The organism is Paenibacillus sp. 7541 (assembly GCF_002276395.1).
GTDB lineage: Bacteria > Bacillota > Bacilli > Paenibacillales > Paenibacillaceae > Paenibacillus_AQ > Paenibacillus_AQ campinasensis.
In genome coordinates this window covers 26014-50955 of the sequence record NZ_NQLZ01000028.1, presented here as the reverse complement: position 1 = coordinate 50955, position 24942 = coordinate 26014, and the positions used below count along the sequence as shown (strand labels likewise).

General features: G+C 50.6%; 17 protein-coding genes. 4 read left to right on the top strand and 13 right to left on the bottom strand.

Annotated features, from left to right (window positions below):
- Positions 1–103: 103 nt before the first annotated feature.
- Positions 104–865, top strand: coding sequence for a DUF4386 domain-containing protein (locus tag CHH75_RS17400; protein WP_095268004.1), 762 nt, complete (start codon positions 104–106; stop codon positions 863–865).
- On the opposite strand, the gene CHH75_RS17395 is transcribed toward CHH75_RS17400, so the two are convergent.
- Complete coding sequence (locus CHH75_RS17395) at positions 834–1418, bottom strand: Crp/Fnr family transcriptional regulator (protein WP_095398778.1); 585 nt, start codon at positions 1416–1418, stop codon at positions 834–836. The two genes, CHH75_RS17400 and CHH75_RS17395, sit on opposite strands and share 32 nt — an antisense overlap.
- A 226-nt stretch (positions 1419–1644) precedes the next feature.
- Positions 1645–2319 carry a hypothetical protein gene (locus CHH75_RS17390; protein WP_095398777.1) on the bottom strand — a complete coding sequence of 225 codons (675 nt, stop codon included), beginning with the start codon at positions 2317–2319 and terminating at the stop codon, positions 1645–1647.
- Positions 2320–2648: 329 nt separating this feature from the next.
- Between CHH75_RS17390 and CHH75_RS17385 the strand changes: the two genes are divergently transcribed.
- Entirely contained in the window at positions 2649–3515 is an 867-nt protein-coding gene (locus tag CHH75_RS17385; protein WP_095398776.1) for a helix-turn-helix transcriptional regulator, read from the top strand.
- 191 nt (positions 3516–3706) lie between these two features.
- Here CHH75_RS17385 and helD read toward each other — a convergent pair whose 3' ends face one another.
- The 3 genes from helD to CHH75_RS17370 form a co-directional block, all read right to left on the bottom strand.
- Positions 3707–6163, bottom strand: coding sequence for an RNA polymerase recycling motor HelD (helD, locus tag CHH75_RS17380; protein ID WP_095398775.1), 2457 nt, complete (start codon positions 6161–6163; stop codon positions 3707–3709).
- A 251-nt stretch (positions 6164–6414) separates the two neighbouring features.
- Positions 6415–7620 carry an MFS transporter gene (locus CHH75_RS17375; protein WP_095398774.1) on the bottom strand — a complete coding sequence of 402 codons (1206 nt, stop codon included), beginning with the start codon at positions 7618–7620 and terminating at the stop codon, positions 6415–6417.
- Between the two features lie 207 nt (positions 7621–7827).
- Positions 7828–8766 carry an alpha/beta hydrolase gene (locus CHH75_RS17370; protein ID WP_095398773.1) on the bottom strand — a complete coding sequence of 313 codons (939 nt, stop codon included), beginning with the start codon at positions 8764–8766 and terminating at the stop codon, positions 7828–7830.
- Positions 8767–8948: 182 nt separating this feature from the next.
- Here CHH75_RS17370 and CHH75_RS17365 point away from each other — a divergent pair, with 182 nt between their 5' ends.
- The gene (locus tag CHH75_RS17365) at positions 8949–10661 is read left to right on the top strand and encodes a DUF4127 family protein (protein WP_095398772.1); all 1713 of its coding nucleotides are present in this window, start codon (positions 8949–8951) and stop codon (positions 10659–10661) included.
- A 336-nt stretch (positions 10662–10997) separates the two neighbouring features.
- On the opposite strand, the gene CHH75_RS17360 is transcribed toward CHH75_RS17365, so the two are convergent.
- The 3 genes from CHH75_RS17360 to CHH75_RS17350 form a co-directional block, all read right to left on the bottom strand.
- Positions 10998–11507, bottom strand: a complete 510-nt coding sequence (locus CHH75_RS17360; protein WP_095267996.1) for a DinB family protein — start codon at positions 11505–11507, stop codon at positions 10998–11000.
- Between the two features lie 95 nt (positions 11508–11602).
- On the bottom strand, positions 11603–12580 hold the full coding sequence (locus tag CHH75_RS17355) for a helix-turn-helix transcriptional regulator (RefSeq protein ID WP_095398771.1): 978 nt from the start codon (positions 12578–12580) through the stop codon (positions 11603–11605).
- A gap of 103 nt (positions 12581–12683) precedes the next feature.
- A complete protein-coding gene (locus CHH75_RS17350) occupies positions 12684–13760 on the bottom strand; it encodes a helix-turn-helix domain-containing protein (RefSeq protein ID WP_095398770.1) in 1077 nt (358 codons plus the stop codon).
- Positions 13761–13995: 235 nt separating this feature from the next.
- Between CHH75_RS17350 and htpX the strand changes: the two genes are divergently transcribed.
- Positions 13996–14880: a protease HtpX gene (gene htpX, locus CHH75_RS17345; RefSeq protein ID WP_095267993.1), complete on the top strand. Its 885-nt coding sequence runs from the start codon at positions 13996–13998 to the stop codon at positions 14878–14880.
- A 118-nt stretch (positions 14881–14998) separates the two neighbouring features.
- Here the strand turns inward: htpX and CHH75_RS17340 are convergent, their stop codons facing one another.
- The 5 genes from CHH75_RS17340 to CHH75_RS17320 all read right to left on the bottom strand — a co-directional run bounded on the left by CHH75_RS17340 (position 14999) and on the right by CHH75_RS17320 (position 24803).
- Positions 14999–15415: an SRPBCC family protein gene (locus CHH75_RS17340; RefSeq protein WP_095398769.1), complete on the bottom strand. Its 417-nt coding sequence runs from the start codon at positions 15413–15415 to the stop codon at positions 14999–15001.
- 247 nt (positions 15416–15662) lie between these two features.
- Positions 15663–16505 carry an alpha/beta fold macrolide esterase gene (gene mle / locus CHH75_RS17335; RefSeq protein WP_095398768.1) on the bottom strand — a complete coding sequence of 281 codons (843 nt, stop codon included), beginning with the start codon at positions 16503–16505 and terminating at the stop codon, positions 15663–15665.
- Positions 16506–16941: 436 nt separating this feature from the next.
- On the bottom strand, positions 16942–17718 hold the full coding sequence (gene srtB, locus CHH75_RS17330) for a class B sortase (RefSeq protein ID WP_095266754.1): 777 nt from the start codon (positions 17716–17718) through the stop codon (positions 16942–16944).
- Positions 17719–17737: 19 nt separating this feature from the next.
- Positions 17738–24103 (bottom strand): DUF7601 domain-containing protein, encoded by a 6366-nt coding sequence (locus CHH75_RS17325; RefSeq protein ID WP_095398767.1) that lies wholly within the window; start codon positions 24101–24103, stop codon positions 17738–17740.
- Positions 24104–24416: 313 nt separating this feature from the next.
- Complete coding sequence (locus CHH75_RS17320; RefSeq protein ID WP_095398766.1) at positions 24417–24803, bottom strand: transporter; 387 nt, start codon at positions 24801–24803, stop codon at positions 24417–24419.
- Between the last annotated feature and the right edge of the window lie 139 nt (positions 24804–24942).

Here is a 24942-nt window from a genome sequence, read left to right as displayed (position 1 = left end):
CGAAAGGTCTCCGTCCATTCAATCGAACTCTTGACTTAAGTCAATGAACATCCCGCCCTGACCGGCTACAATGGGGTCATCACCAATCGGGAGGAATGCCTGAATGAATCCTTTAAGAAACGATATTGCGGGACGGCGAAAACCAGCGCTCATTGCCGGTACGGCACTTGTGATCATGATGATCGCCGCGGCGTTTTCATATGGATATGTCCATGGAAATTTGCTCGTTCCTGGAGATGCAGCTGCCACATTGAATCATGTAACCACCAGCGGCGCTCTTTTTCGGGGAGAGATCTTGGGCTGGCTCGTCATTTTACTGTGCGATATTGTTGTGGCCTGGGCCTGTTATGTCTTCTTCAAACCTACTCATCCCCATCTATCCCTGCTAGGCGGGTGGCTTCGGATCACGTATTCGGCGATTCTGGGCATAGCGATTATGCAGCTGCTGTTCGTTCAGCTGCTGGTCGGCGGTGATGCCGTGTCATCGGGTTTTACGCAAGAGCAGGTTGGAGCACAGGTATTGCTGTATTTCGAAGCGTTTGAACAGATATGGTCGGTGGGTTTAATTATCTTTGGCGGACACCTGCTGATTCTAGGGCTGCTGGCTCTGAAATCCGGCCATGTGCCCAGATGGATTGGCATTCTGCTGCTGATTGCTTCAGCCGGTTATGGCCTGGTTCACGGGGCTCAGATCTTTTTTGCGGAGCATGAGGGGATCGGCTCAGTGCTTGAAATGGTATTTATGCTGCCGATGACAGCCGGAGAAGCGGGCTTCGCCCTATGGCTGCTGTTCAGAGGGGGAACAGGAAAGCGTCCGTTGCCCAGCTTCCCGGCTACATCGAGTCCCGAAACACCCTCTTCTTGATTCTGCTCAGGGACTCCGGGGTCATCCCCAGATAACTTGCCAGCTGGTGCTGGGGCACACGGTCGATGAGGGAAGGGCGCTTCTTCAACAGCGTTTTGTAGCGTTCTTCAGGCGATGAGGCGATAAAGACGGCAAACTCGGCCTGAACCTGACTTAAGTTCTCTTCAATCATTCTGCGAGTCATCGTCTCTAATTGCGTGTATTTGTTGTACATGTCCTGTTCAATGTCGAGCTGGCCTACAACCATCACGCCATCCTCCATACAGGTGAATGTATGGTCTGACGACTTGTCTTCCCGGTGATGATTGAACACTGCTATCGCCTGTTCTTCGGTATAAAAATTCGAAGTAATCTCCCGTCCCTCTTCATCCACCGAGTACTGCCTTACGCAGCCCTGCAGGATGAAATAACATTTCGTGGGGATGTCCCCTTGCCGAATCAGGACCTCCCCTTTGTTAAAGTGCTCGATATTCAGCTCCTCGATAATGGCTTGCTGCTCCTCTTCACTCAGTGAGGTCAGTCTGTTCATATATTTATTCAAAATGTCCTTCATTGCTGCCCGCACGCCCCTCTCTTCCCGCTCTGCATATAAGCGCGTTCCATTTATACTATTCCGTTCGCTACTTATATATCAGTTCGACGAAGGGGCTTGATTTCCTTCGGATACTGGATGTTACGACATATATATGATATGGTCGCCGAAGCTTGTTGTCCTATGGGAACATGGAAAATAACCGGGAAGCTTGAGCCCCCGGCCATCATGAACCTGTGGGTTTCATTCACACACCGGCACTTCGCTCGCGACCCGAGCTGAGCACATAGCCCAGCCATATCAGGGCCAGCCCCATCGGAATGGCCAGAATCCGATCTAGCGGATGAGGAATGACAGCAGCAGCGAGCGTCACCACCGCCCCGAACGCAAGCAGGGCCCCCGCCGCACGGGGCAGAACACCGGAGCGAAAGGTAGTGATCCCCAGCAACAGACCGCCCAGCAAGTACAGCCCCCCTGCTATTGGCGCCAATGCCGGAAGGGCGCCCAGGTCAGCTTCGCTGCTGCCGCCGCCAAAAATCCCAAGGAACCCTTCCACGAATAGTGGTGCGTCGGTGGCCAGCAATGGCAGCACAAACACTTCCACGAAGCTGAAGGCGGTCGAGGCCAGCCAGAACAGGCTGAAGATCAGATATCCTGCCACCCCGAGCCAGCCCGCCTCCTGCGCTTGTTTCACATAAATCCCGGTCAACCCGATCAGGAAGAACAGGGACATAAGCATGCTCAAAGCGGCAACCATGACCCACGGGGCAGTACGGACAGCGGACAGTTCCTCAGCAGGATGAATAAACTGAATGGCGATGTATAACAGTCCAGCCAAGATGGCAAATACACCGGTACCGCGCATCAGGCCGGATGCGGTTATATGCGGCTTGCCTGTTTGCTTGTTATCCTTGATATCCATTGAGACGACCTCCATTCAAGTACCTATATGACCGGGGGTGCATGCTGACCAGATGCCAAGGTGTGTGCGACCATTTTGCCCAGGCAAATATCCTCTTGCCCTCCCGTATGACACCAATGTACCAGGGCCAGCCCGTCATTACTTTTCAAATCTTGCTGTAATGCGCCGGTACTACGCTGCTCCCCGGAAGGAACGCAGAAGAAGGGGCTGGTGAATGCAGGCTCCGCAGCGTGTTCTTCTGATTTTACAAATCATTTGATCCTCCGCTAATTGCGGTGTGGTATACTGACCACAACATTCACTAGAACCCGGAAAAAGGGGGGGTGACAATGGACCATCACAAAGTGGTCGAGCAGGCTCTGGTGCATATCGAGGACAACTTGCAGCAGCCCTTGTCACTGGATTCCGTTGCAGATGCTTTTCATATGTCAAAATTTTATTTCCACCGCTTGTTCTCGGCGATGATGGGTTGCTCGTTAAGCCAGTACATCTTGAAGCGAAGGCTGAATGCGTCCTTGCCGCTCATCCACAACAAAACAATGTCCCTGACAAACATCGCATATGAGCTGGGCTTCGGTACACAAGCTTCTTTCACACGCGCCTTCAAGCGTCAGTACGGGGTGCCGCCCAAATCGTTACGAGCAGAGCAGGCCGTTATTACGCCTGAACCGATTCCTGCTGTTGTACAAAGACCGGTCAAGAACGTGAACGGGGATATTGTCACCGATTTCACTCTGACGGAACTGGGCACGCTCCGGGTGAGCGGCATCGCCTTTGAAGTGGACCTGGCCGGGGATTACAAAGCGCGGATTCGAACCCATGCCCAAATGCTGTTCAATCACATGGATGATACCGCGGACGACCCATGCTATGTGATCTATTCCAACTGCGAGCCCCACTCCACCCGGTTCAAGGTGCTGTTCGGCATTCCGCGTGAAGTGCAGATCGATCTGCCGTATTATTTCACCGTGGATGTCCCCCAGCTCTTCTGTGCCAAATTCAAATATACGGGAGATATCCTGGACATTGGGGACGTGCTGAAAACTGATTATGCAAGATTTCTGAAAATCACCAGACAGGAGACCGAGGATTCGCATATCGAGCTTATTCAAGTGTTTGATGATGTTCAGCATCTGGATGCCGCCTACCACATCTATGCCCCGATCAAGAAACTGCCGATCGATTCGGAGATTTAACTGAGGTCTGGATGAGGACAGCCCCATACTGATCCAGGGTTGTAGAAACAGAAAGAGAGCCATCCCGAGCGGATGGCTCATTCATGATCATGAATCGGCTATTGACGAATGGGTTGTGTGAATCGAATTGTTTAGATGGGTGAATGGTTCGTGTGAGCGAACGGACGATCAGCTCACAGCCGTCATGGGCCTCAACGGCCTTCTGCCGGTACTTCGGAGGAATCTCCCTCGCCTTCAGCCCGGACCTCATACAGCGATGCATCCAGCGCCTGAATGAATGGCGACCACTCCCCTGACGTATATAACTGTAACCGGTGCATAGCACGAGTGCAGGCCGTATAAAAGAGCTTGCGCTCCCTTTCCCGGTGATAGACCCGTGCCGAGGCGTCATAGATCAGAACGGCGTCGAACTCAACACCTTTGGCCAGATAGGCGGGCAAGACGACCGCCCCATGCTCGAAGGTGGGCGTCTGTTTCGTGACCAGCCGCACGGACGCACCGCTCTCTTCTAGACGATGCCAGGCTTCGCTGCTCTCGGCGGCGGTCTTCGTAATGACAGCAATGGATTGGTAGCCCTCGGCCTCAAGCGCCGCAAGATCCTCTGCCATTCGCATGACCAGGTCCCCGCTGCTGCTTGCCTTGATAAGAAGCGGCTTCGCCCCCCTTCTGTCAAAAGGCACGATATCCTGACCGCCCGGCAGCAGCGCTCGGGTGAATTCCACAATCTCACGGGTGGAGCGATAACTGCGCACAAGCCGAATCAGCCGGGTGTCTGACTCGCCATATAACCGGAGCAAGGGTGAGTTCGTGCCATAGAGCTCCGTTGCCTGTGTGAAGATGGCCTGACCGAAATCGCCAAGCACCGTCATGCGGGCATGGGGAAACAGCTTCTTGAGAAATTCGTATTGAAACATGGAGTAATCCTGCCCTTCATCAACGAAGACATGCCGGACCTCCGTGTTCATGCGCATGCCCTCAACCAGCTCTTTTAGATACAGAAACGGCGTGGCATCCTCGTAAAACAGTTCATATCGGCCTAGCTTCTCCCTGGTCTGCTCGCCTATGTCCGCCCATAACTCCGGAACTTCTGCCCCGCCCGTCATTCTCGTATATGCGTCCTGGCTTCCAAACAGCTGGGCATACAACCCGAGCATGTCAATGAACGCCATCCGTTTTACACTTCGTCTCAGCGGTAGAAACTGCGCCTTCACAATCTCGCGGACGAGCAGCTCTTCCTCCCGTTCGGCATAATCGAAGTCGCCTTCATCACGGCGGCGTTTGTTCTGCAGCTTCTCCTGAATTTGCTCATATTGCTCGGCGAAATCGAAGACCCCGCGCTCTTGGTGCAGCTCTTTGTGGACGGCATCGTACTGCTCATTGTCGAGGTAATTCAGCTCCTCCTGGACCCAATCCTCCTCCCGCTCCTTACGCTCCAGCAAGGTTAGCTCCTTCAGCAGCCACTCCTGCAGCATCGCTACGCGATTGGCCAGGCGGATGGAGGGATCATAGCTGTAGAACTGTTCTTCCATCCGTTTCGCAGCGATCAGTTCGCGATCCCGAAACCGGATGCTGTTGAAGCACATGCCTTCACGTCCTAGCCACACTGAATAATTCTTCAGCGCTTGGAGGAATTCCGCGGAAGCTTTATATGCAATCCCCTTCAGACGGGCCTCGTATTGGCGTGTGTGCTGCTCTGTCAACACGTATTCGATCTGGTCGAACGGGTCCTCCAACTTCAGCCCTGTACCCAGTCCGTATTCCAGATATTCCTGAAACGTCGCCTGCTGCATATTTTCCTCGCCAAGCTCCGGAAGGACGGTTGATACATAGCTGTTAAACATCGGATTGGGCGAGAACAGAACGATTTGGTCTGCCTTTAACCGTTCCCGGTGTTTATAGAGCAAGTAAGCGACCCGTTGCAGGGCCGCCGAGGTTTTCCCGCTGCCTGCCGCCCCTTGCACAATCAGCATTCGGCTGGTGTCGTCACGGATGATCGCATTCTGCTCCTTCTGGATGGTAGCCACGATGCTCTTCATTTGTGTGTCCGCACCCTTGCCCAGCACCTGCTGCAGCAATTGGTCGCCAATCGTTAAGCTTGTATCGAACACGTTAAGAAGCTGACCATCCTTAATCTGGTATTGACGCTTAAATTCCATCGTTCCCGTGATCCGTCCGCCAGGTGTGTCGTATGCAGCAGGTCCAGGGGAAGCATCGTAATACATGCTCGCAATGGGGGTACGCCAGTCATAGATCAGAAAATTCAACCCGTCCGACTCCACGAACGAGGACACACCGATATAAATTTGTTCACGATAGCCGAGCCCATCCTCCTGGAAGTCGATGCGTCCAAAGTAGGGTGACTTGAGCAGCCGATGCAAGTCGTGCCATTGCTGCACGCGCAGCCGGTAGCTTCTCTCCCGCTCTGATAACAATGCCTCCTGCTGTTTAATGCTGTAGAATGTCTCTTCAAGATCCTCATCCGTGCTTGTATTCACCGTCACTTCCTCCCAGAAGCGTCGGCGAATTTCCGCCGTGTGACTCTGTAGTCCAGCTACCTCCGGCTCCAGCTCAGCAATTCTTGCTTGCAGCTTTTGCGTTACGACATGCAGCCGTTCCTGTTCCTGAATCCAATCCTGCTCATTGACCATATGCGAGCGCACACTCCCCTTCAGATTATTCCGAAAAAAACATTTGACAAACCACCGCACCAGATGCTAAGATTAAATTAAAGATAAGATGGGTTATTTATGATCTTTTTAAAAAGATGCAGTGGCGGTTTTTTTATCATACCACAGTGTTTTTGTATGCGCAATTCCATATTACATAACATACCCCGGCGAAGATCGCCGGGGTATTATTGTGCTCCGTTGTTTCTATTCCCTTTCGAACCACGATCGACTCAGGTTTGGCCTTCCTCACTCCGTCCCTTGATCAGGAAATTCAGAATTTCAGAGAATAACAGCATTCCCGCAACGAGAAACAGGATATAGAGCGGGAATATGCCGATTGTTGTATAACCGGCCAACACCCCCAGAAACGGAGGCAACAGCGTCGTCCCCGTATAGGCAACAGCCATCTGATACCCCATGATCTTCCCTGCATGCCGCTCACCGAATCGGGCAGGGGTCTCATGCAGCATGCTCGGATAGATCGGTGCGAGTCCTAGTCCGATCATCAGCAATCCGCTTAGCGCGAAGCCTGGCGGAAGCGGCAGCAACAGAAGCAGTCCGCCGACAAAGGTCATAATCTGACCTGTTCGAATGAGCAGCAGATTGCTGACCTTGAACGTGATGAATCCGGTGATGAACCTTCCGATCGTGATGCCCGCATAGTATATCGAAACCCACAATGCGGCTTCCTCAGCCGGAAGCCCGTGTACCCTGACCAGATAGCTGCTCCCCCACAGACCCACCGTTGTCTCCACTCCGCAGTAGAATAGAAAGGCGGCCAAGGCATATTTGACTCCCCTTGCATTCTTAAGCTTGCTCCCCGCCGTAAGATCGTGGGGCTCCTGCCCGCCCGATGGCTGCCGTTCCGTACCTCCGGAGTGATGCTTGGCGATATAGCCCCATAAAGGGAGCGAAACGAACAGAATGATCACCAGCGCAAACTGTATACTCCCTACGGCAAAATATCCCTCTCTCCAAGATGCATTTCCGGACAAATATGCAGCCATAATCATCGGACCGGCCGTCGCTCCGATGCCCCAGAAACAATGCAGCCAGCTCATATGGTGGGCTTTATAGCGCGCCGCTACATAATGATTCAGCGCGGCATCGACCGCGCCTCCACCGAGCCCGAGCGGAATGGCGCACACGATCAGCCACGCGATCGATGGCGCATAAGAAAATCCTATCAGCGCCGCAGCCGTCATAATGCAGCTCGCCAGCGTCACGCGGCCTGTGCCAAACCGGCTTACAACGAATCCACTCACCAAGCTGGATACAATCGTGCCCGCCGTCACCATCATCGACAGCAGTCCTGCCATTCCGATCGGTGCGCCCAGCTCCTGCCGCATCACAGGCCACGATGCGCCTATCAGAGAATCGGGCAGCCCAAGGCTGATAAAGGCCAAATAAATTATCAATAACAAAAGCGTACTCATCCTGTGTGTGCTCCCATTCTTAGACTCCATTCAGATTTCATTACCAATTCTTATCTTCCGAATCGACCAATGCTTCTTGTATTGCACAATATCCCATCCTTCCGGAGACTTATTAAACGCGTTTAATAAGTGATTTCATCATAGCAAGTTCCCGCTGAAAAAGAAAGCCCCCACACGTATGATGGAAGGCTCACTGTACAACTTATTTCATTCCTCATGCTGATCATGCTGAAATTGCGGTGGATCAAGGATGGGACGATATAAATGGGCAGACAAGAATCTCTCCGTTATCTCCAGCACCTGCGGATTCCAAAAGCCTGTCCCATGATCCGCACCTAGCACCTTATAGAACACCACGCTCTGTCCATGCTCCTGGAGCGCTTTGTACATCGCTATGCTCTGATTCACATGGACAATGTTATCGCTGTCTCCATGCATGATGAGAAATGGTGGGAGTTTCTTATCCAGATCCTGACGGACGGGGCTAGCCTTCTTCGCCAGTTCCACATGGTCCGGCACTCTTCCTCCAATGAATAACGCTTCTGGTGAATCGGCTGCATCATGGTCAAGAATGTCATTATACTTCCCTAGGGTAAGCAGATCCGTAACGCCATAATAGTCGATGACTGCACACACCTCATCTGTCTGCTCACTATACAGGCCGTTATCATATTCGCCTATGGTAAGTCCCGTCATTAAGGCAAGGTGCCCGCCCGATGAATCTCCCCATACCGCAACCCGCTTGGGATCGACCCCGTACTCTGCTGCGTTCGTGCGCATAAACCGGATCGCGCATTTCACATCTTCAAGAGCGGCCGGGAACGGCGCTATGTCCGACTCTCTAATCTCCACACTGGCTACCACATACCCTTTCGCTGCAATATGGCACAGGTTTGGAATGTTGACATGAATGTCTTGTTTCCTCCAAGCCGAGCCTTGAACGAAGACAACTAAAGGAAAACGAGCCCCCGCACGATGCGGCATAATAATCTGAAGCCGTCTCTGTACATCCCCATACTGGGCATATACGATATCCGGCCGGTAAGAACAGGAATAATAAGCCCCTCGTTCGGCGTACTGTCCGTAAATCACCTGCGTTCCTTCAGGCATTTCATTCGCTGCAATAGCCGCTGCTTTTTTATCCATTCCTCATTCACCTCTCCCTTATTAAAATGATTCTTCGCACTTCCTCTATCTCCTTTTATTCGATGCTAAAGTTTCAGGTACGTATTCTTAACAAAAATATATGATCCGCGGTTGTTAACGGAACGATAGATTTACCTATATAGATGAAGGCCAATTAAAATCATCAAAAGGAGAGATCACCGATGAAAAATGTATTATATGTACCCTTGGACGACCGTCCGGTAAATCTTGATGATGTAATCAAATTGGGGCAAGCTTCAGGGTTGAACGTGATTACACCGAATGCTGAGGACATTCGTAACCGAATCGACTCGGTCGCAGAAACTACAGGCAGCCAGCTTATGGGCACCTCGGCACCTTCTTATGGTAAACCGGATAATATTCGTCAGTTCATACTGAGTCATGCCGCTTCTGTACAGGGATTCATTATTTCGATCGATATGCTTGTTTATGGAGGGTTAATCGGCAGTAGACGTTTGCGGACAAGCGGAACAGGGATGTATCCGCATTATGATTCGGAGACCACGGACTTGCTTGATGTGATCCGTGAGATTAAACAGCTTTATCCGGACAAGCCGGTCTATGTGCTTGATACCATTATGCGACTCGCTACCACCTCTTATGTGGAAGGACTCTCTTACGATGCGTACACCGAGTCTCGTAGCTTCATGGGTATAGCTCGAAGAGAATATACAGACTTTGGCGACATTGTGAGCGGTTATAATGTATCCAGTGATGGCACGGAGCTGGGCGAAACCATTCATTTTAATAAAAGCCATTACTATAACACTAGACAACATAAGTTTAAAACGAACTACTATGTACTCGACCAGCTTGTACGTCACGGTTATATCGATTTCCTGGCCATTGGTGTCGACGATGCCAACAAGGAAGGTGTGCAAATCAATGAAATTAGATTTGTCGAGAACTACATTGACACTTATCTAGGCGGTTGCGAGGGGCAGAATCCGGATCGTGCTGTTATTTTGCCTGATGCAGACGGGCTGGGTCACTCGCTGGTAGCACGGATGGCTAATCAACTGCATCGCGGAGGCAGTAAAACGAAAATTTCCATCCAATATTACGGTCCTCATGGTTCCACAATCATCAACAACTATGAATATATGACGCTACATCACAACATTCTGCGGCATATCGATGTGATTGACGGCCTATATGTAGACAGCACACCAGACATTGAAATTGTGGCGATTACAGACGAAACCCAGGTGTCCAGTGCCGTAAACCGTATCGATGCCAATGGAGAAAGCTCCATAGCAACGGTAGTTATGGATTTCACCGGAAGAGGCGCAGCCAATCAGGCGGTTACGGAACCGCTGCTGGATAGCAATTATACGGGACGGTTGCTGGGTTATAGCGCATGGAATACGGCCGGGAACATTATGGGCCTCTCGCTTGGCATGGGGCAAGCACGGTATGCTTTCTTGGTCACAGAGACCGCTGCCTCCGAGCTGAAGTCGGCCGTTAACGCGCATGGATCGCTGCTGTTCAAACGGTTTTTGAAGGATTACTACTATAAAAGGCTAGCTATAGCCGAAGTCCGGAGCTATTCCAGAACGCCAAGCCATATTCGTTATGATAATCTGCAAGCCTCGTTCGCTGATCAGAACATGCGTCTCTTTAACACGGAGTCAGCTTACCAGCATGTGTTCACGATCCTCCGGGATCAAATGCAGATTCATACGACAACACTGGCCGGAAGGAACGCTTTCCTAATCGGCACCTCCGCTCCGGCATGCAGTGTCAAGGAGATAAACGGGTGTGCGTGGACGTTGGCAGAATACAGCAGCGCTTGCCTTGCTTACGACAATCCGGATTTCATCTGGTGGCGCGCCTTTGAAATCACACTCAACCCTGAGGTCACACTCCAATAGCATGAGGTTGAACAAAGGTTCACTACCACACCCGCACTAAGCGGAAGCAGCTAGGCAGCTTCATATCGTCCAAGCAGGCGGTGAACGGATGGATATGAGGGAAACAGAAGTCCCGTCTTCTCCCCCTCCTTGCATCGCTATCCCTTTCGTTCAGGGAGAAGTGGTTTGAGAGAAGGGGATGACCACTAGGACCAGGTATAGATTCGGATTCAAGAATAAGAGGGAACCCAAAACGGGCAGGAGGGAAACATCTTCGCCTCCTCCGCCCGTTTCACGACTTGATCACAAGGGATCAACATGCAAAGCCGCCCATAAATCATGGGCCGATTCCAGCGGTTATCCCTGCCGCTCCATCAAATAAAATAAATAATCAGTCGGGACCCCGGGATGCCCTTGCTGCCTCAGAATAGCCGTGACATTGCCTCGGTGATACGTCCCGTGATTCACCACATGCTGCAGGATGTCGGAGAAACGCGTATCGAGACGTCCGTATCGTGGATGCTCGATCGTCATCGCCTTGTCGGGGTCGGGTATGCGACGCAGTAAGTCGCGGTACCGCTCCGTGACGTTCGCAAATAGCTGGCGCATCTCCCCTACCGACTTGCCCTGCGTTTCCTCCTTCCAACCTGGCATCTTCACAAAAATCTCCTCATTCGGAACTTCCCCGAGCACATCCAGATATAGCTGATCAAACAAGTAGATATGTCCGAGTGCTTGTGATATGGACGGAAACACGCTTGTGACTTCCGCATGAAACACTTCCTCCGGAAGCTGCTCCAGATGAGCGAACACCCGATCGTTCGCCCACACATGATAATCGTATAACTGATCTGAGTGTCTAAGCATGAATAATGCACCTTCCTTATCCTTTTAGTCGTTAAGCTATCGAAGTCCTGTCTCTATCGTATACCCGGTTCGCTGACAACGGCTGTCAGTGAAGTTCAAACGAGATCAACATCCTCATAGAGCTGTACGATGCTGCTTGCCATTTCCCGAATCCGGCGCTTCAACTCCAGCGGTTCCCGGACACGAATAACCGGACCAAACGTCATCAGATACATCGGAAGGTACTTGTTCATCGTCGGAGCATCGATCAGAAACCGCGCCTCCCGATCAGTACGTTCCGTCAGATAATGGCGCAGATGCCAGTGGTGGCAAATCGCGTTCAGCGCATCTTGCCCTCCCTCAATGCGGATGACCGTCAACGGTCCGTCCGCCTCACGATCCCGGTTGGACTGGTCGCGGAAATAGGCGGACGCGGAGAAGCGCTCAGGCTTCTCGAACAGCGCCCCGGTCGGTATCAGCTGCGCAATTCGGTCCACGCGAAACGTTCGGACCGCCTGCGACCGGTGGCACAACGCGACGATGTACCACTCGTTCCGGTCGTATGCGAGCCCGTACGGATCGACTTCACGTTCATCCTCCTGCTCCGCATTCGCTTTGCGATAAGCGATACGGACCGTGCGCCCATCCTTCACTGCCTGCTCGAGCTCCCTGAGCAGCGGAATGAGGGAGGGCGGCCGCGCCGGAGAAATCACATCGAGGCCGCTCGTTCGGCGGGACAGATCATGGTGCAGCTCTTCGTGCAGCCCGTTCTCCACCTTCGTAAGCACGCTGAGAATCTCCTCCGTATATGGATAGCCTGCACCTTGGGCAAATTTAAACGCATCCATCAGCGCCTTCAACTCTTCGGCGCTGAAGAACAACGGCGGCGTATCCTTGAAGCTCTCCAGAATGCGAATCCCGCCGTCATGTCCCGATTCCGCGACCACCGGCACGCCACTTGCGCATAATGCATCGATATACCGGTACACCGTGCGGACGCTGATCTCTAAATGGTCTGCAATCTGCGCAGCTGTGAGCTTCCTTCCGGTCCGCAGCATCCATAGCATGGACAGCATATTGTCCCATTTTGCCACCCTTGCCCCTCCTTTGGTTTCTCGCAATTGAAACGCATATGAATATTGTATAATTATAACAGCTGCAGGAATAACAAGCTTACCGCGGAAGCAACAAGGCCGTTCATTCTACCTTGCGAATCAGCTCTAAATACTGCGCATCTCCATATCCCACGTTTGGGAAAACCTCAAATAATCGCTTCAGCAGTTCCGTTGTAGGCAGGTGTTTATGGTTTGAGATATATTTTATTACTGGATTATCTTCTTTCTGCATCTCTAAGAACAGCTCTATCGCCTGGTACATCACGGGGAGCAGCTCATTGCTTGGATTCCTGTGCTGGACCAATACTTCTTCATAGACCGAATGATAGATTCCTAAAGGAACCTCCGTTTGGCTGACTTTAAATTCATCCTCTCTAAAGCTATTAAAAAACACCTTACCTTGATACTGAGACTGTTCAAGATAAGCAAGGAGCGTTAGAAGATTCATCTGGCAGAACATGTCTTCGCCAAACCATAAAACAATGTAGTCATAGTGTTTATCCAACAAAGGAGCTAAGGGCCTTATGACCTTGTTGGTGTAATTTTCTACGGACTCACGATGCCCTGCCGCTCTTGTATTAATAAAAGCATGATCGAAAATAGATGATGTCGTGGCGTTCACACACATTGCTTCATTGAATGGTGCATAATCAGAATCTCCCATGAGCTTTTTGTTTTTAAACGCCTCATACATGAGTTGACCATTTAATATATTCAGTACATTGTCGTCGAATAATTCGATCTTCCTCTTCTTTAATTGTTCAACCTCATGTTCTCTAGCTATTTTCATTCTACGACCGTCCTCACTCTGATATATTGTGAGCTTGGCAAATGATTGAACAGGCATTTGATGGCGTTGAAATTCTCTTGGGCTGACACCAAATACGGATTTAAAACTCCTGCTGTAGGCTTCCTGCGATGAATAATGATAATCCAGCGCCACATCGAGAATTTTTCGCTGATTCGCTAAATCTTCTGTAGATAAATACAATCTTCTCAGAAGAATGTAGCGTCTCATGCTTATTCCTGTTACCTGATGAAATTTAAAAGAACAATAATACGGAGAATACCCCATATAACGAGCCAAGTCCTCCAGCGAAAATTTCTCATTCAGATGTTCTTCGATCCAATCGATCATCTGTTGGATATACTCATTCATTTGCCTCCCTCCTGATACCATTATAAGTCCCGTTGAATGTATGCTTATGATCATTGTTGTGCTTTAACCCATTGGAGAGCCATGCTGACCAGATCGCAAATCCTAATCGGACGGCTCCTCTTACGTCTTAAGCCACCGACGGATGCCGAAGGTCCCGAAAACTCGTGGGATCATCATGCAAAGTATGTTAAAATAGTAGAAACAAAGTGCAAATAGAAGCGCTAGGAGGAGACGCATGGCAAAACGGATTTTTTTCTTCATTCTTACGAATATTCTAGTATTGGTGACGATCAGCATTATTCTCTCGCTGCTCGGCATCGGGGGCTATATTAATGAGCAAGGCGGCCTCAACATGGGCTCGCTGCTCGCCTTCAGCGCCGTCATCGGTTTCACGGGAGCCTTTATCTCGTTAGCGATGTCGCGCTGGATGGCCAAGAAGATGATGAACGTTCAAGTTCTGGACCCTCATGGCAATCTGTCCAGTGAAGAACGCGAGCTCGTCGAAATGGTAGATCGCCTGTCCAAGGCGGCCGGTCTTATGCATATGCCGGAGGTTGGCATCTATGATTCGCCAGAGGTTAACGCATTTGCAACCGGACCGTCGAAGAAGCGTTCGCTTGTGGCTGTCTCGACCGGACTGCTGGATAATATGGACCGCGATGCTGTAGAGGGTGTCGTTGCCCATGAGGTCGCTCATATCGCCAATGGCGACATGGTGACCATGACGCTGCTCCAAGGCGTTGTCAATACGTTCGTGGTGTTCCTGTCGCGCATCGCCGCATGGGCAGCATCCCGCCTTGTCAAGGAAGAGCTGGCTCCGATCGTTCATTTCATCGCTGTGATCGTGTTCCAAATCGCATTCTCAATCCTCGGCAGCATGGTCGTCATGGCCTACTCGCGCTACCGCGAATATCATGCCGACCGGGGAGGAGCGGATCTGGCCGGCAAGGACAAAATGGTCCATGCTCTCCAATCGCTTAAAGCCTATATGAATCAGGCCAACGAAGGCGAGGCCTCATCCCTTGCCACACTGAAGATTAGCAGCGGGAAAAAGCGCATGATGCTGTTCTCCTCGCATCCGGATCTGGATGACCGGATTCAGCGCCTGCAAGCACAGTAATGCAGATATGAAGTTTCATTCAAAAAGGCACCCGATATGAAATCGGGTGCCTTCTGCTTTTACATAAGCCGAAGCTAAATGGAAACCTCTGCGAATAAATACGCCCCCAGAGGCTTACTTAGCGTGATTCGGTGTACCTTTTGAAATTGTCCATGATCGCCTGCCAGCCAGCTTGTTGAAATTCAACAGGGTGGGCGCTATCAGCATCAAAGGTTTCAATGACCTTCGTTTCTTCTCCTTCGGATCGAAAGGCAATCTCAACACTTCTCCCATCCTCCATCGTATAGGAAATCAACGTATGCGGCTTCACGTTGTCATACACTCCGGAAAAGTCAAATCCCATGCTGCCATCTTTTGCTTCCATTCGGGTTACGAACTTCCCGCCGACCCGCAAATCATCCTCAGCCCGTGGTGCATGCCAATCCTCAGATGCTTGATTCCACTTTGTAATGTGTTCGGGCTCCGTCCAATACGTCCATACCTTCTCAATCGGTGCTTTAATCACGGCTTCAACGCTTACCTTCGTGGTTCCCATGTTGAAACACACCTCTCTCAACGATTATTATTTTTCTCATTGATATAGACGTAAATCTATCCAAAATATATCATCGCTTCATAGGATCCGGCAACCATTGACGGAAATCCTATATATCTTTCGCGGATCACTTCAATGCACAATGGAGAGGACCTCTGAATAGGCCCTCTCCGCTTCCCTGTTAATGAATAATGCCGACCCTAAATGTCGAGATGAGTGATCGGATTGAACCAAGAGTTGTGGGCTTTCAATTTGGCATTGAAGTAAGCTCTGAAACCGCATCGATGATGATATCCCAATCATCCTCATGAAGTTCATGCCCTGCGCCTTCCAATGTCAGTAAAACCGCGCCCGGAATTTCTTGGGCCACATGTTCTGCATGTTCATAAGGGATAATGGGATCTTCTGTACCGTGTATAATGAGCGCGGGCACGTTGATTTCACTCGTCCGAGCCAGATAAGATTCTCCACCAGTCACCAAGGCGTGATTACTCATGCTGGCTATATTGTTACTTCTTTCAAACTCTTTTCCAGCCAGCATGCCTGTTTTCTTCTCATTACAAATATGCTTTGATCCCGTTAAGATTTTGGACCGATTGATTGCGAATTCGACTACCGATTGTTTGTCAGACCAATCAATAACCCCCATATTCGAGAAAAAATCCATAATCCTTTCCTCCATCGGAGGAAGATGCGGAGCAAAATTGGACGTTGCCAAGAGGGTAATGGTTAGAACTCTTCCCGGGTGCCGCAGTGCAATCATTTGAGCCAGCATACCGCCCATGGACATGCCTATGATATGCGCTTGCTCAATCTTATAAGCATCCAATACACGAACGGCATCATCAGCCATGTCTTCAAATGTATAGCCCGGGTGACCAGGCTCATAAGTTGTTGAACGTCCAACATCGCGGTTATCATAACGAATGACATAACGCCCTGTCTCCGCCAAACGTTGGCAAAATTCTTCTTCCCACCAAATCATTGAGGATTGGGCACCCATAATCAACAAAATGGCGGGATTAACAGGCTCTCCAAAACTGTCTGTACATATATGAATTCCATCTACTTTTATGAATCGTTCGTTCATATTTAAATCCTCCACTGATTAATAGAAATATAAAAAAACACAGGTTATTGGCCTGTGCATGCTGTAATCGAATAGAGAATTTGAGAATGAACGCAATATAATGAGTTCTCCTAAAATCCTTGTATATGACATAACGGAGATATTATTCCCTATCCCCAGTCGCATATAACTAATCCGGTTACCATGAGGCAAACCATTCTTCGATTACGATTGCACGTTAAATAGCCTTAAACCACCGCTTAATTCATTGTGCAAAGAATATCGAAGAATTAGTTCAACACACGTAACCCCTCCGTTCGTATCAATTAGGTTGATCCTAACATGGGATAAAGCCCCCTGTCAACACCTGGGAATTACTTTCTAGAAATCTAATAAAATCGCGCCCTCCAATGGAGAACGCGATTTATTCCAGCTAGAACGCTGTATGTCGACATCGTCAATTAAGCTTTCGAGCGACCACCGCCAACCGACCGTTTTCGGTCGAGTACTCGCAGGTGGACAATACAATGAGCTTGTCGCCATAACGGGGGGTGATCCCCGTTTCGTAAAGAGCAAGCTGTTTGATATTCCGAACATACGAATCGAACTCAGCGGGCGTATTTACCTTCTCGATCTGATAGTATTTAAATACATCATCCGATTTGCGATACACTTGTGACAGAATAACGGCAACAATCTCATACTCCTCCTGTTCGTAAAGCGTGCTGAACTGGAACGTGGCATGCTCCTTGTAGAAGCTTTCTTTCTTATACTTCATCAAGTCCTTGAACATCCAGCCATTTTTCATATGATGTCCATGAATCAGCAATATGTCGGAACCATGGATCCGGCTGTGCTTGTCCAAAAAGGGGAGGCCGCCATTGCTCTTCTTCTTATCGAAATCATGCTCGAGATAATACTGCTCGTCTTGTAGATTCTGCATGACCGGGTACTCAATTCGGGTGCCGTCGATCTTGAGCCAACCGACGATGTCTGGATTTCTTTCGTAGAGCTTTCGAAATTCGGGGAGCATGACCGGCTCGTTCGCTTTCATAATGAAAGGGGAGGGGAGCGCCTCCCCTTCTCCTTTGTCCGATTCTTCCCAAATTTGGGTCAGCTCATCGATTTTCCCCTGCTCGGCATAACCCTCCAGGAACGCTGTCGCTAACTTAACAAGGGAAAATACCAGCACAAGGAAGGAAACGGCGATAAGAACTTTTTTAATCTTGCTCATCTTCTTACCGCCTTTCCGTTTACTGAATTTGCTGCTTCTTCTTACCTGTGAATAAACAGAATCCAATCGTAAATAAGGACATCAGTGCCAGAACCATATAGACGATTGGCGATGGACCATTGTCTCCCGTTTTCGGAGCATCGTCCAGCTCGTTACTTCCTTTGCCCGTATCCTTATCCGCTACATCGCCGTCATGACCAGCGCCGTTGTCCTCGCGATCCGTCACCTGATCGCTGTTGTTAGATCCATTATCCATGTTGCCAGGCTGGCTCGGAACCGGGCTGACAGGGTCAGGATCAACAGGACCTGGATTCTCCGGTTCTGGAGCAGGGTTGACGGGACCTGGATTCTCTGGCTCTGGGGCCGGGCTAACAGGACCTGGATTCTCCGGCTCTGGGGCAGGATTGACAGGACCCGGTCCGCCGCCGGAAATGATCGGCTTCATTGGTACGTCGTATCTCACAATGTCATAATCGACAGAAATCGTATCACTTCTGTGCGTCTCGTATCCGTCCTTCGTGACGATCAGATAGTAATCTGCTTCAGGGAATACCATGTACGCATAGAAGCCATTTGCGTCGCTATCCTGCTCTGGACTCTTGTTGTCGTGTGGCGGGAAATTCGGAACCGGAGGAAGTGTCACCTTCGTATCCGGAGTACGTCCTTTATCTCGATTCCGCTGCGTATCCGCATAATACAGGGTAACGATAGCTCCTTCAATTTTCTTGCCCGTGACGGCATCGCCTGTCGTTTCATCATACACCGTACCGTAAGGGTCGACTAACTCCTCGGAGATATTCAGCTCCCCGTTAGCCTTCACGTCCAGCTGCGTCACCTTGAAGAGCAGTTCCTCGCCCGTGTCAGCTAGATAGCGAACTTCCATCGTGTACTGCTGCGCTCTCAGCTCTTCGTCTTCTATGGAGAAGGTGCCGTTCGAAGCCAGCGGGAACGCCTTAGGGCGACCGTTCTCCTGAATATAATTGCCGTCCTTATCCTTCAAGTAGATGCGCATCTGACTGGTAAGCGAAGGATTGAACAGCTCGGTTGTTCCGTCCATCTGCTTGAACAGAACGATCCCTACGGCCGTAATATCCGCCGGCACGGTCTCCCCTGTCACACTGCTGTCCACATTTGCTTTTTGCGTGAACTCGATAGGCACATCTTTTCCGCCTACTGTATACACCTTCGTATACGTGATCGTGTAGTCGGTGTCCGCCTCGGCAGGGACGGAATATTCACCCTCCCCATTCGTCTGAATCGTCTGCTTCTCGCCTGTCTTCAGATTCGTAATCGTGATGGGTGCATTCGGAATGACTTCGCCTGTGTTGTTGTCACGCAGTACGCCTTCCAGATATGGGCGAATGTTGACAAAGTGCGCCTCAGCGTCTGATTTCTCCGGAATGGTGCCTGTGTGTTCGAAGCTTTCAGGCTTAGTCACATAGCCATCCTGCGTATAATCATCCTGGGTCACCGTGTACTTGAGATAAGTCGGGAGTCCTTCGATAACGAAAATCTGACCATCGGTAAGCTCAAAGGTGTCTCCGCTCGTGATCGTGCCTGTGCTGCCATCCGACTTCTCATAGGCATAGGATTTGTCCGCACCCTCTGTGAAGGTGAGCGTGTACTTGAACGGCTTGGCCTTGTCGTTGTCTTTACCTTCAACTGTGTTGCTGATGATCAACCCGCCTTCGATAACTCGCACGTTCGTGAACGGAGCAATTTCATCTTGGCCCGCCATGACCCCGGTATAATACCGTTCTTTAGGCAGGGTCACGTATTCGTCCGTTGTGTAGTCCTTCTGCGTTACCGTGTATTTCAGATCCTTAGGCAGACCCACAATTTCCAATGTCTCTCCATCGATAAGGGTGAAGGATTCGCCGGACTTGATCGTGCCCGTGCTGCCGTCCGATTTCTCGTAAGTGTAGCTTCCATCCTTGCCTGTATCCTCAAAGAGGACGGTATACTCGAACGTCTTCGTCTTGTCACCGCCGTTGCCCATGACCATGTTGCTGATCGTCAGCTTGTTCACGGTCCGTTCATTGGTGAAGTCCGCCTGGCGATCGACGCGCGCCATGACTCCCTCATTAGACCATTCAGGTGTAGTCGCGTAGCCGTCGTTCCGGTAATCCTCCTGAGTGATCGTATACTTCAAATTCTCTGGAAGATCCTGAATTGTAAAGGTCTCACCATCCGTGATCTCGAACGTGTCACCGGACTTGATCGTGCCGGTCGTACCGTCTGAATGCTCGTAGTTGTACTCTTGACCCTTTCCTGTACCGTCAAAGGTCACCGTATACTTGAACGGCTTATCCAATTCTGCGCCATCCCCTGTAACGGTATTGCTGACGATCAGATTGCGAACGTATCGTTTGTTAACGAAGTCCGCCTTATGGTCACCTTGATTCACGATGGTACCGGACCATTCTCTCGTCTCCGGATCCGTCGTGTAACCATCAACGGTTGTATAATCATCCTCTGTAACCGTATAGATCAGGCCCGCAGGCAATGCAGGGAGCACCACAGATTGCCCATCTTTGAGGGTGATTGTGTCACCACTCTTGATTGTGCCATACGTATCATCCGGCTTCTTATAAGCGTACTCCCCATCCATACCTTCGCCGGTGAAGGTTACGGTGAACTCGAAATCCTTATCAGGATCGCTGCCGTTGCCTTCCACCTTATTGGTGATGGTGAGCTTGCCCTGGGCCGGTGTAGGCACGATCAGCGGATTGTTTGAATCCACCTTGATGCCGTCTACAAGAACAGGCTTGCCCGGCGCATCAATGATACGTACCCGGTATTCCGTAGTCGTAGGCAAGTAGGTTTCGAGATCGATATACGTTTGTTTGAGTACATAGTCCCCCGGCACCTGAATAATGAAATTCGTCTTGCCGTCCGTGCCCGTCTCTTTTTCCTCCAGCAGCTTGCCATCTATAGCCTGGGCTGGAGTACCGTCAGGATTAAACAACCTGAACTTTACTTTACTCAGCGGTGTTTTGCCGTCGGGGCCAACCTTCAAGAGGTAGAGCAGACCATTCTCATTAGAGCTTCCCGCCACATCGTTCGTATCGAGCATAATACTGCTCTGTGCTTCGATCGGCGGAAGGGTATCGTCACCCATCAGCCGGATGGAATTCCCGGCCGCTCCAGGCTGCATGCCCTGGGATTCGGTCTGGTAAACGATCTGATAGAGCTTGTTAGGGTCTTCAAAATCAAACCTGAGCGTCGATCCCCCCGTTGCTGGGTCTGTACCCGCGGTGACCTTCACCTCACTATCTGGATCCGCAAGATTCAGCGGTCCTCCGTCACGCTCCAGCGTGCCATCCGGCTTCAGGTTGCCAGGATAAACAGCAATGTCTGAAGGTTCGAGAGATAGACTGCCATCTGGATTTGTGCGCAGCTTCAATCCGTTGGCAAGGGTATCCAGCAAATAGACACCTTGCTTCATCTCGAACGGTGGCGTGTAATTCACGGTCCATTCCTGTACACCAGCAACAGGCTTTTGTCCCGTCTTGCTTAGAGACTTCATAGGCACAATAATTCTGTGCTCTTCGGTGGCACTATACAGCTTGTCTCCCCATTTCATGGAGAACACAGCCTGATTCTTACCAGCATCATTATTGCCTAGATTATAGGTCGCAAGCGCTGCATTGGTTGGACGCGCCTTCACCAGAATGACGTAAGGACTCTCCAGCTTGGAGAAGGAGAAAGAACCTACATTGCCGTTCTTAGTGAAGCTCACCACGTGTCTTGGATCGCTCGGCTGAATGATCTCTGTTGCTTGTGCATATTGTCCATAACCACCGCCGCTTTGTCTTCCCAAGCCAGCGTTCCCATGATAACCTGTATTACCTTTATAAAGTCGATATGCTTCGCCGGGGGCATAATCTACAAATTCCCATCCGTCAGGCAGTGTATCCACTAGCTTGATGTCGCTGGCTATGCGGACGCCGCCGTCTTTAGCCATCTCTTCTGTATTGAAGCCCGGCATGTTGACTGCCAGTCGGAAGGTGACCGTTCTATCTTTGCGGTCATAGCCTGCCAGAACGTAATTGTCACCACGGCTGTTGTCCAAATACAAATTCGGGTCATTGACAACAATCGGTCTCGTCCAAACACTGGCGCTCCAGTTGCTGTAGTTGCGGTTCCAATCGGCAGCTATGTTCCCTAGCGGGTTGCCATTCTCGTCAACTGCACTCGCATACAGCATCTCCTTATTCAGCATTCGCACCCAATTCTTTACAGTGGCATCAGATCTGGCCTGATAACTGTCACCATCGAAGAGCAAGCCGCGATTGCTCCACGCACCTTTACTATCTTGACGGAACAGGTTGTCCGGGTTGGTCGTGAATGTTTCGAATGAAACATCACCCCTTACCTCTCCTTTAAACCCAGTTACCTTGATAAGATCCGCGACCGGCTCACCATTTACTGTCAAGGTGATCACTTCACCCGTCAGCCCATTGCTCACGGTCAGCGAATTGTTACGATACTTTTGCCAGAGCTGCTTGTCGTCGATTTGACTCTTGATTGCATTCAAGGTCTCCGGCGATACATTCGGATTTGTATCCAGATGATCCAATACAGCAAGAGAATCACCATGAATCAGTAAATCATAGACAACCGGATTATCCAGATCGTACTGCAGTGTCAGACTAATCTTCCACTTCGCACCGGCTACGTTGTGCAGCGCGTACGCGAGGCTTGAGTCTGCTTCGGCTACTTTCGTGAAAGCATGTGCCCCGATGGTAACCCTCGCAATGTCCACAACGGAAGCAGGAGCGGTCCAACCGGTCGCATCATTGTTCTGAATGGCATCTCCTCCATCCATAACGTCCAATTCCCAGTTAGCGCGCGCCTTGTATTCAAAGGTTGACTTGCTGCTGTCTGACACCTTGGTTACAACGGTCAAATAGAGGGGGCCGTCCAAATCTCCGCCGATGGCGCCTGCGATATCGTACTCGCCTGCGGCATTGCGGGTAATTGGGGTAACTGCACCACTATCCCCGTTCTTATAAGTTGCCGACTCAAACTCTGTCCCGTCAGGCAGGATGTCTGTTATCTTAACATTCTGCAAGCCGGTTTTGGAAAGCACCCGGCCATTGCTAATTGCCCTGTTTACCTCAACCGTCCAGGTAATAAGGGTATCGTTGCCGCTTCTGGAAGGCTTGCCGCTCACCACAATCCAGTTGGGACGCACAGCAACCCGATGCGTATTCGATGAAGCCTTCACATCAGTCTCATTGTCACCCAATAGCTTTGCGCTGTTGGTTACAGCAGTCCAGCCATACGAATCCCATGCACCGTTCTTCTCATAGTAATACTTATCCTTGGGAATCCATGTTTGGAAGGTGATGGTCGCCGTGTTCCTAACTTTATCTACCGTGGATACATCTGGGAACTTATATGAAATTGTGCGGTCAGCAGCATAGATTGGATCTGCCGCAACTCCATCTACATTGAAGGACCCAGGCACATATACACCGACATCCGCAAGCGGGTCAGAGAAGGTCAGTCCATCCAGCGGCATGGGGATTGTCTTATCGTCTGTGTCGGTAGCAGTCACTACCACCCGCCATGTAATGATGCCTTCTTGAAAATGGGCGGTGCTGATTTCGCTATTATCTCCACCGTTGCTTGCCGACTTGACGTCAATGCTGTACTCCGGCACCAAATCAGAGTTTTGGAGCTTGTATCCATCTCCGAAAAGGGTCGTATCGCCGCCGCCGCCCGGACTCTGATCCGCAGCCTTGGCAGCAGCGGAGAAGCCGATTTTGACGTCGCGTCTACTGCCGTCATATACCTCTGTGCCATCAAACGTAATTCTGATGGAATCGGTAAAAAACTGAACGGTTGCAATTTTCCGGTTGCCCTCGTTGATGGCTAAAGGGCCTGCAGGTGTCAAATTCACATCCGGAAAGTAGATCGCCTTATCCAGGATGGCATAATCCCCCTGCTGAATCACGCTTTCAGGCGGAGCATTGACATCGTCGCCTATAGTCGGCACCGCGATATTATCCAGCTCAAGGACAAAATCCTCCCGGCCGTTAATCTCGCCTCCAAGCGGAATCACAACCGCAGGGTTACCCTGCTTCACCGTGAGATTAAACGTCGGATTGGCGTTGGCCAACACCGCCGTCTTGTCGCCCGGCATGGCCGTTAGCGCAAAAGAGGACGGGACATCATACACTGCGTCAGTTACCGCTGGCGGTTCGACTGGCGCGTCGTTCACCGCATCAGGTACCGTCAGTGAGTCAGCCGCGTCAGGCGAACCGGATGCAACGTCCGCATATGTAGCAGCAGGAAATACCACTGTCTGCAAGAGAAGCAGGACTGCCAGACAGAAGGATATCGTAGCTTTACCTATACTGCGTTTTGGTTTCAATGCGAAAATCTCCTCACTCCTAAAATTTTGAGCAGAGGCCAGTCGCTGTGCCTCCTTTCCTTGGCCATCTCCACCACATCTAATATAATTTAGTAAAATTCGCCATATTGGTGGCGTCCCCGCCCATTATACCGTTGAGAACTATACAATTTCTCGACAATTCCCGACTACAAGCTCAAGTTAATGCGGGTCTAAAGCACTAATTATATATCGAAGGTCATGAAGAGTAGGTTCGCTTGTGATCTCCCTCAAATACAGAAAGATGCATAACAAAAGAGAACAGCCCGTAAGCTGTTCCCTTCTGCCATCTGCGTTAAAAGCAAGTAAACGAACGAATCCGATTCAAATCGATGCCGAAGTACGCCCAGAAGAACCCGAACCATCTGAACCCTGCAACCGAAGTGCGCCCGACGAATACCGGGAAGAACCAGAATTGCTCACCATTGTTCAGCCATACGTATGTGTAGCGGAACAGGCAGCCTCTGATCGCTCCAGGGTCAACGGCAAAAGGGGTAGCCTGCATTTGCGGTACAAATTGCGGTGGGGGAGCTGTCGGCATTTGAGCTCCTCCCGGTGTCCCCCCCGGAAGTCCTGGTGCCCCCGGAAATCCACCTGGAAACCCCGGTCCGCCCGGCCCGCCGGGTCCGCCTGGAGGTCCCGGAAATCCTCCCCCGGCTCCAGGGGATGGAAAAAACCCCATATATAATCGCTCCTTTCCAACGAATAGGCATAATCATCATATGCATTCGCGGAGAAGTTGCTTGGGCGAAAGCCCATAAAACCGGTCTAGCCCTGCTACAAATTGTTCCGTGCCAACCGGGGAATTCATCTGCGGCGGG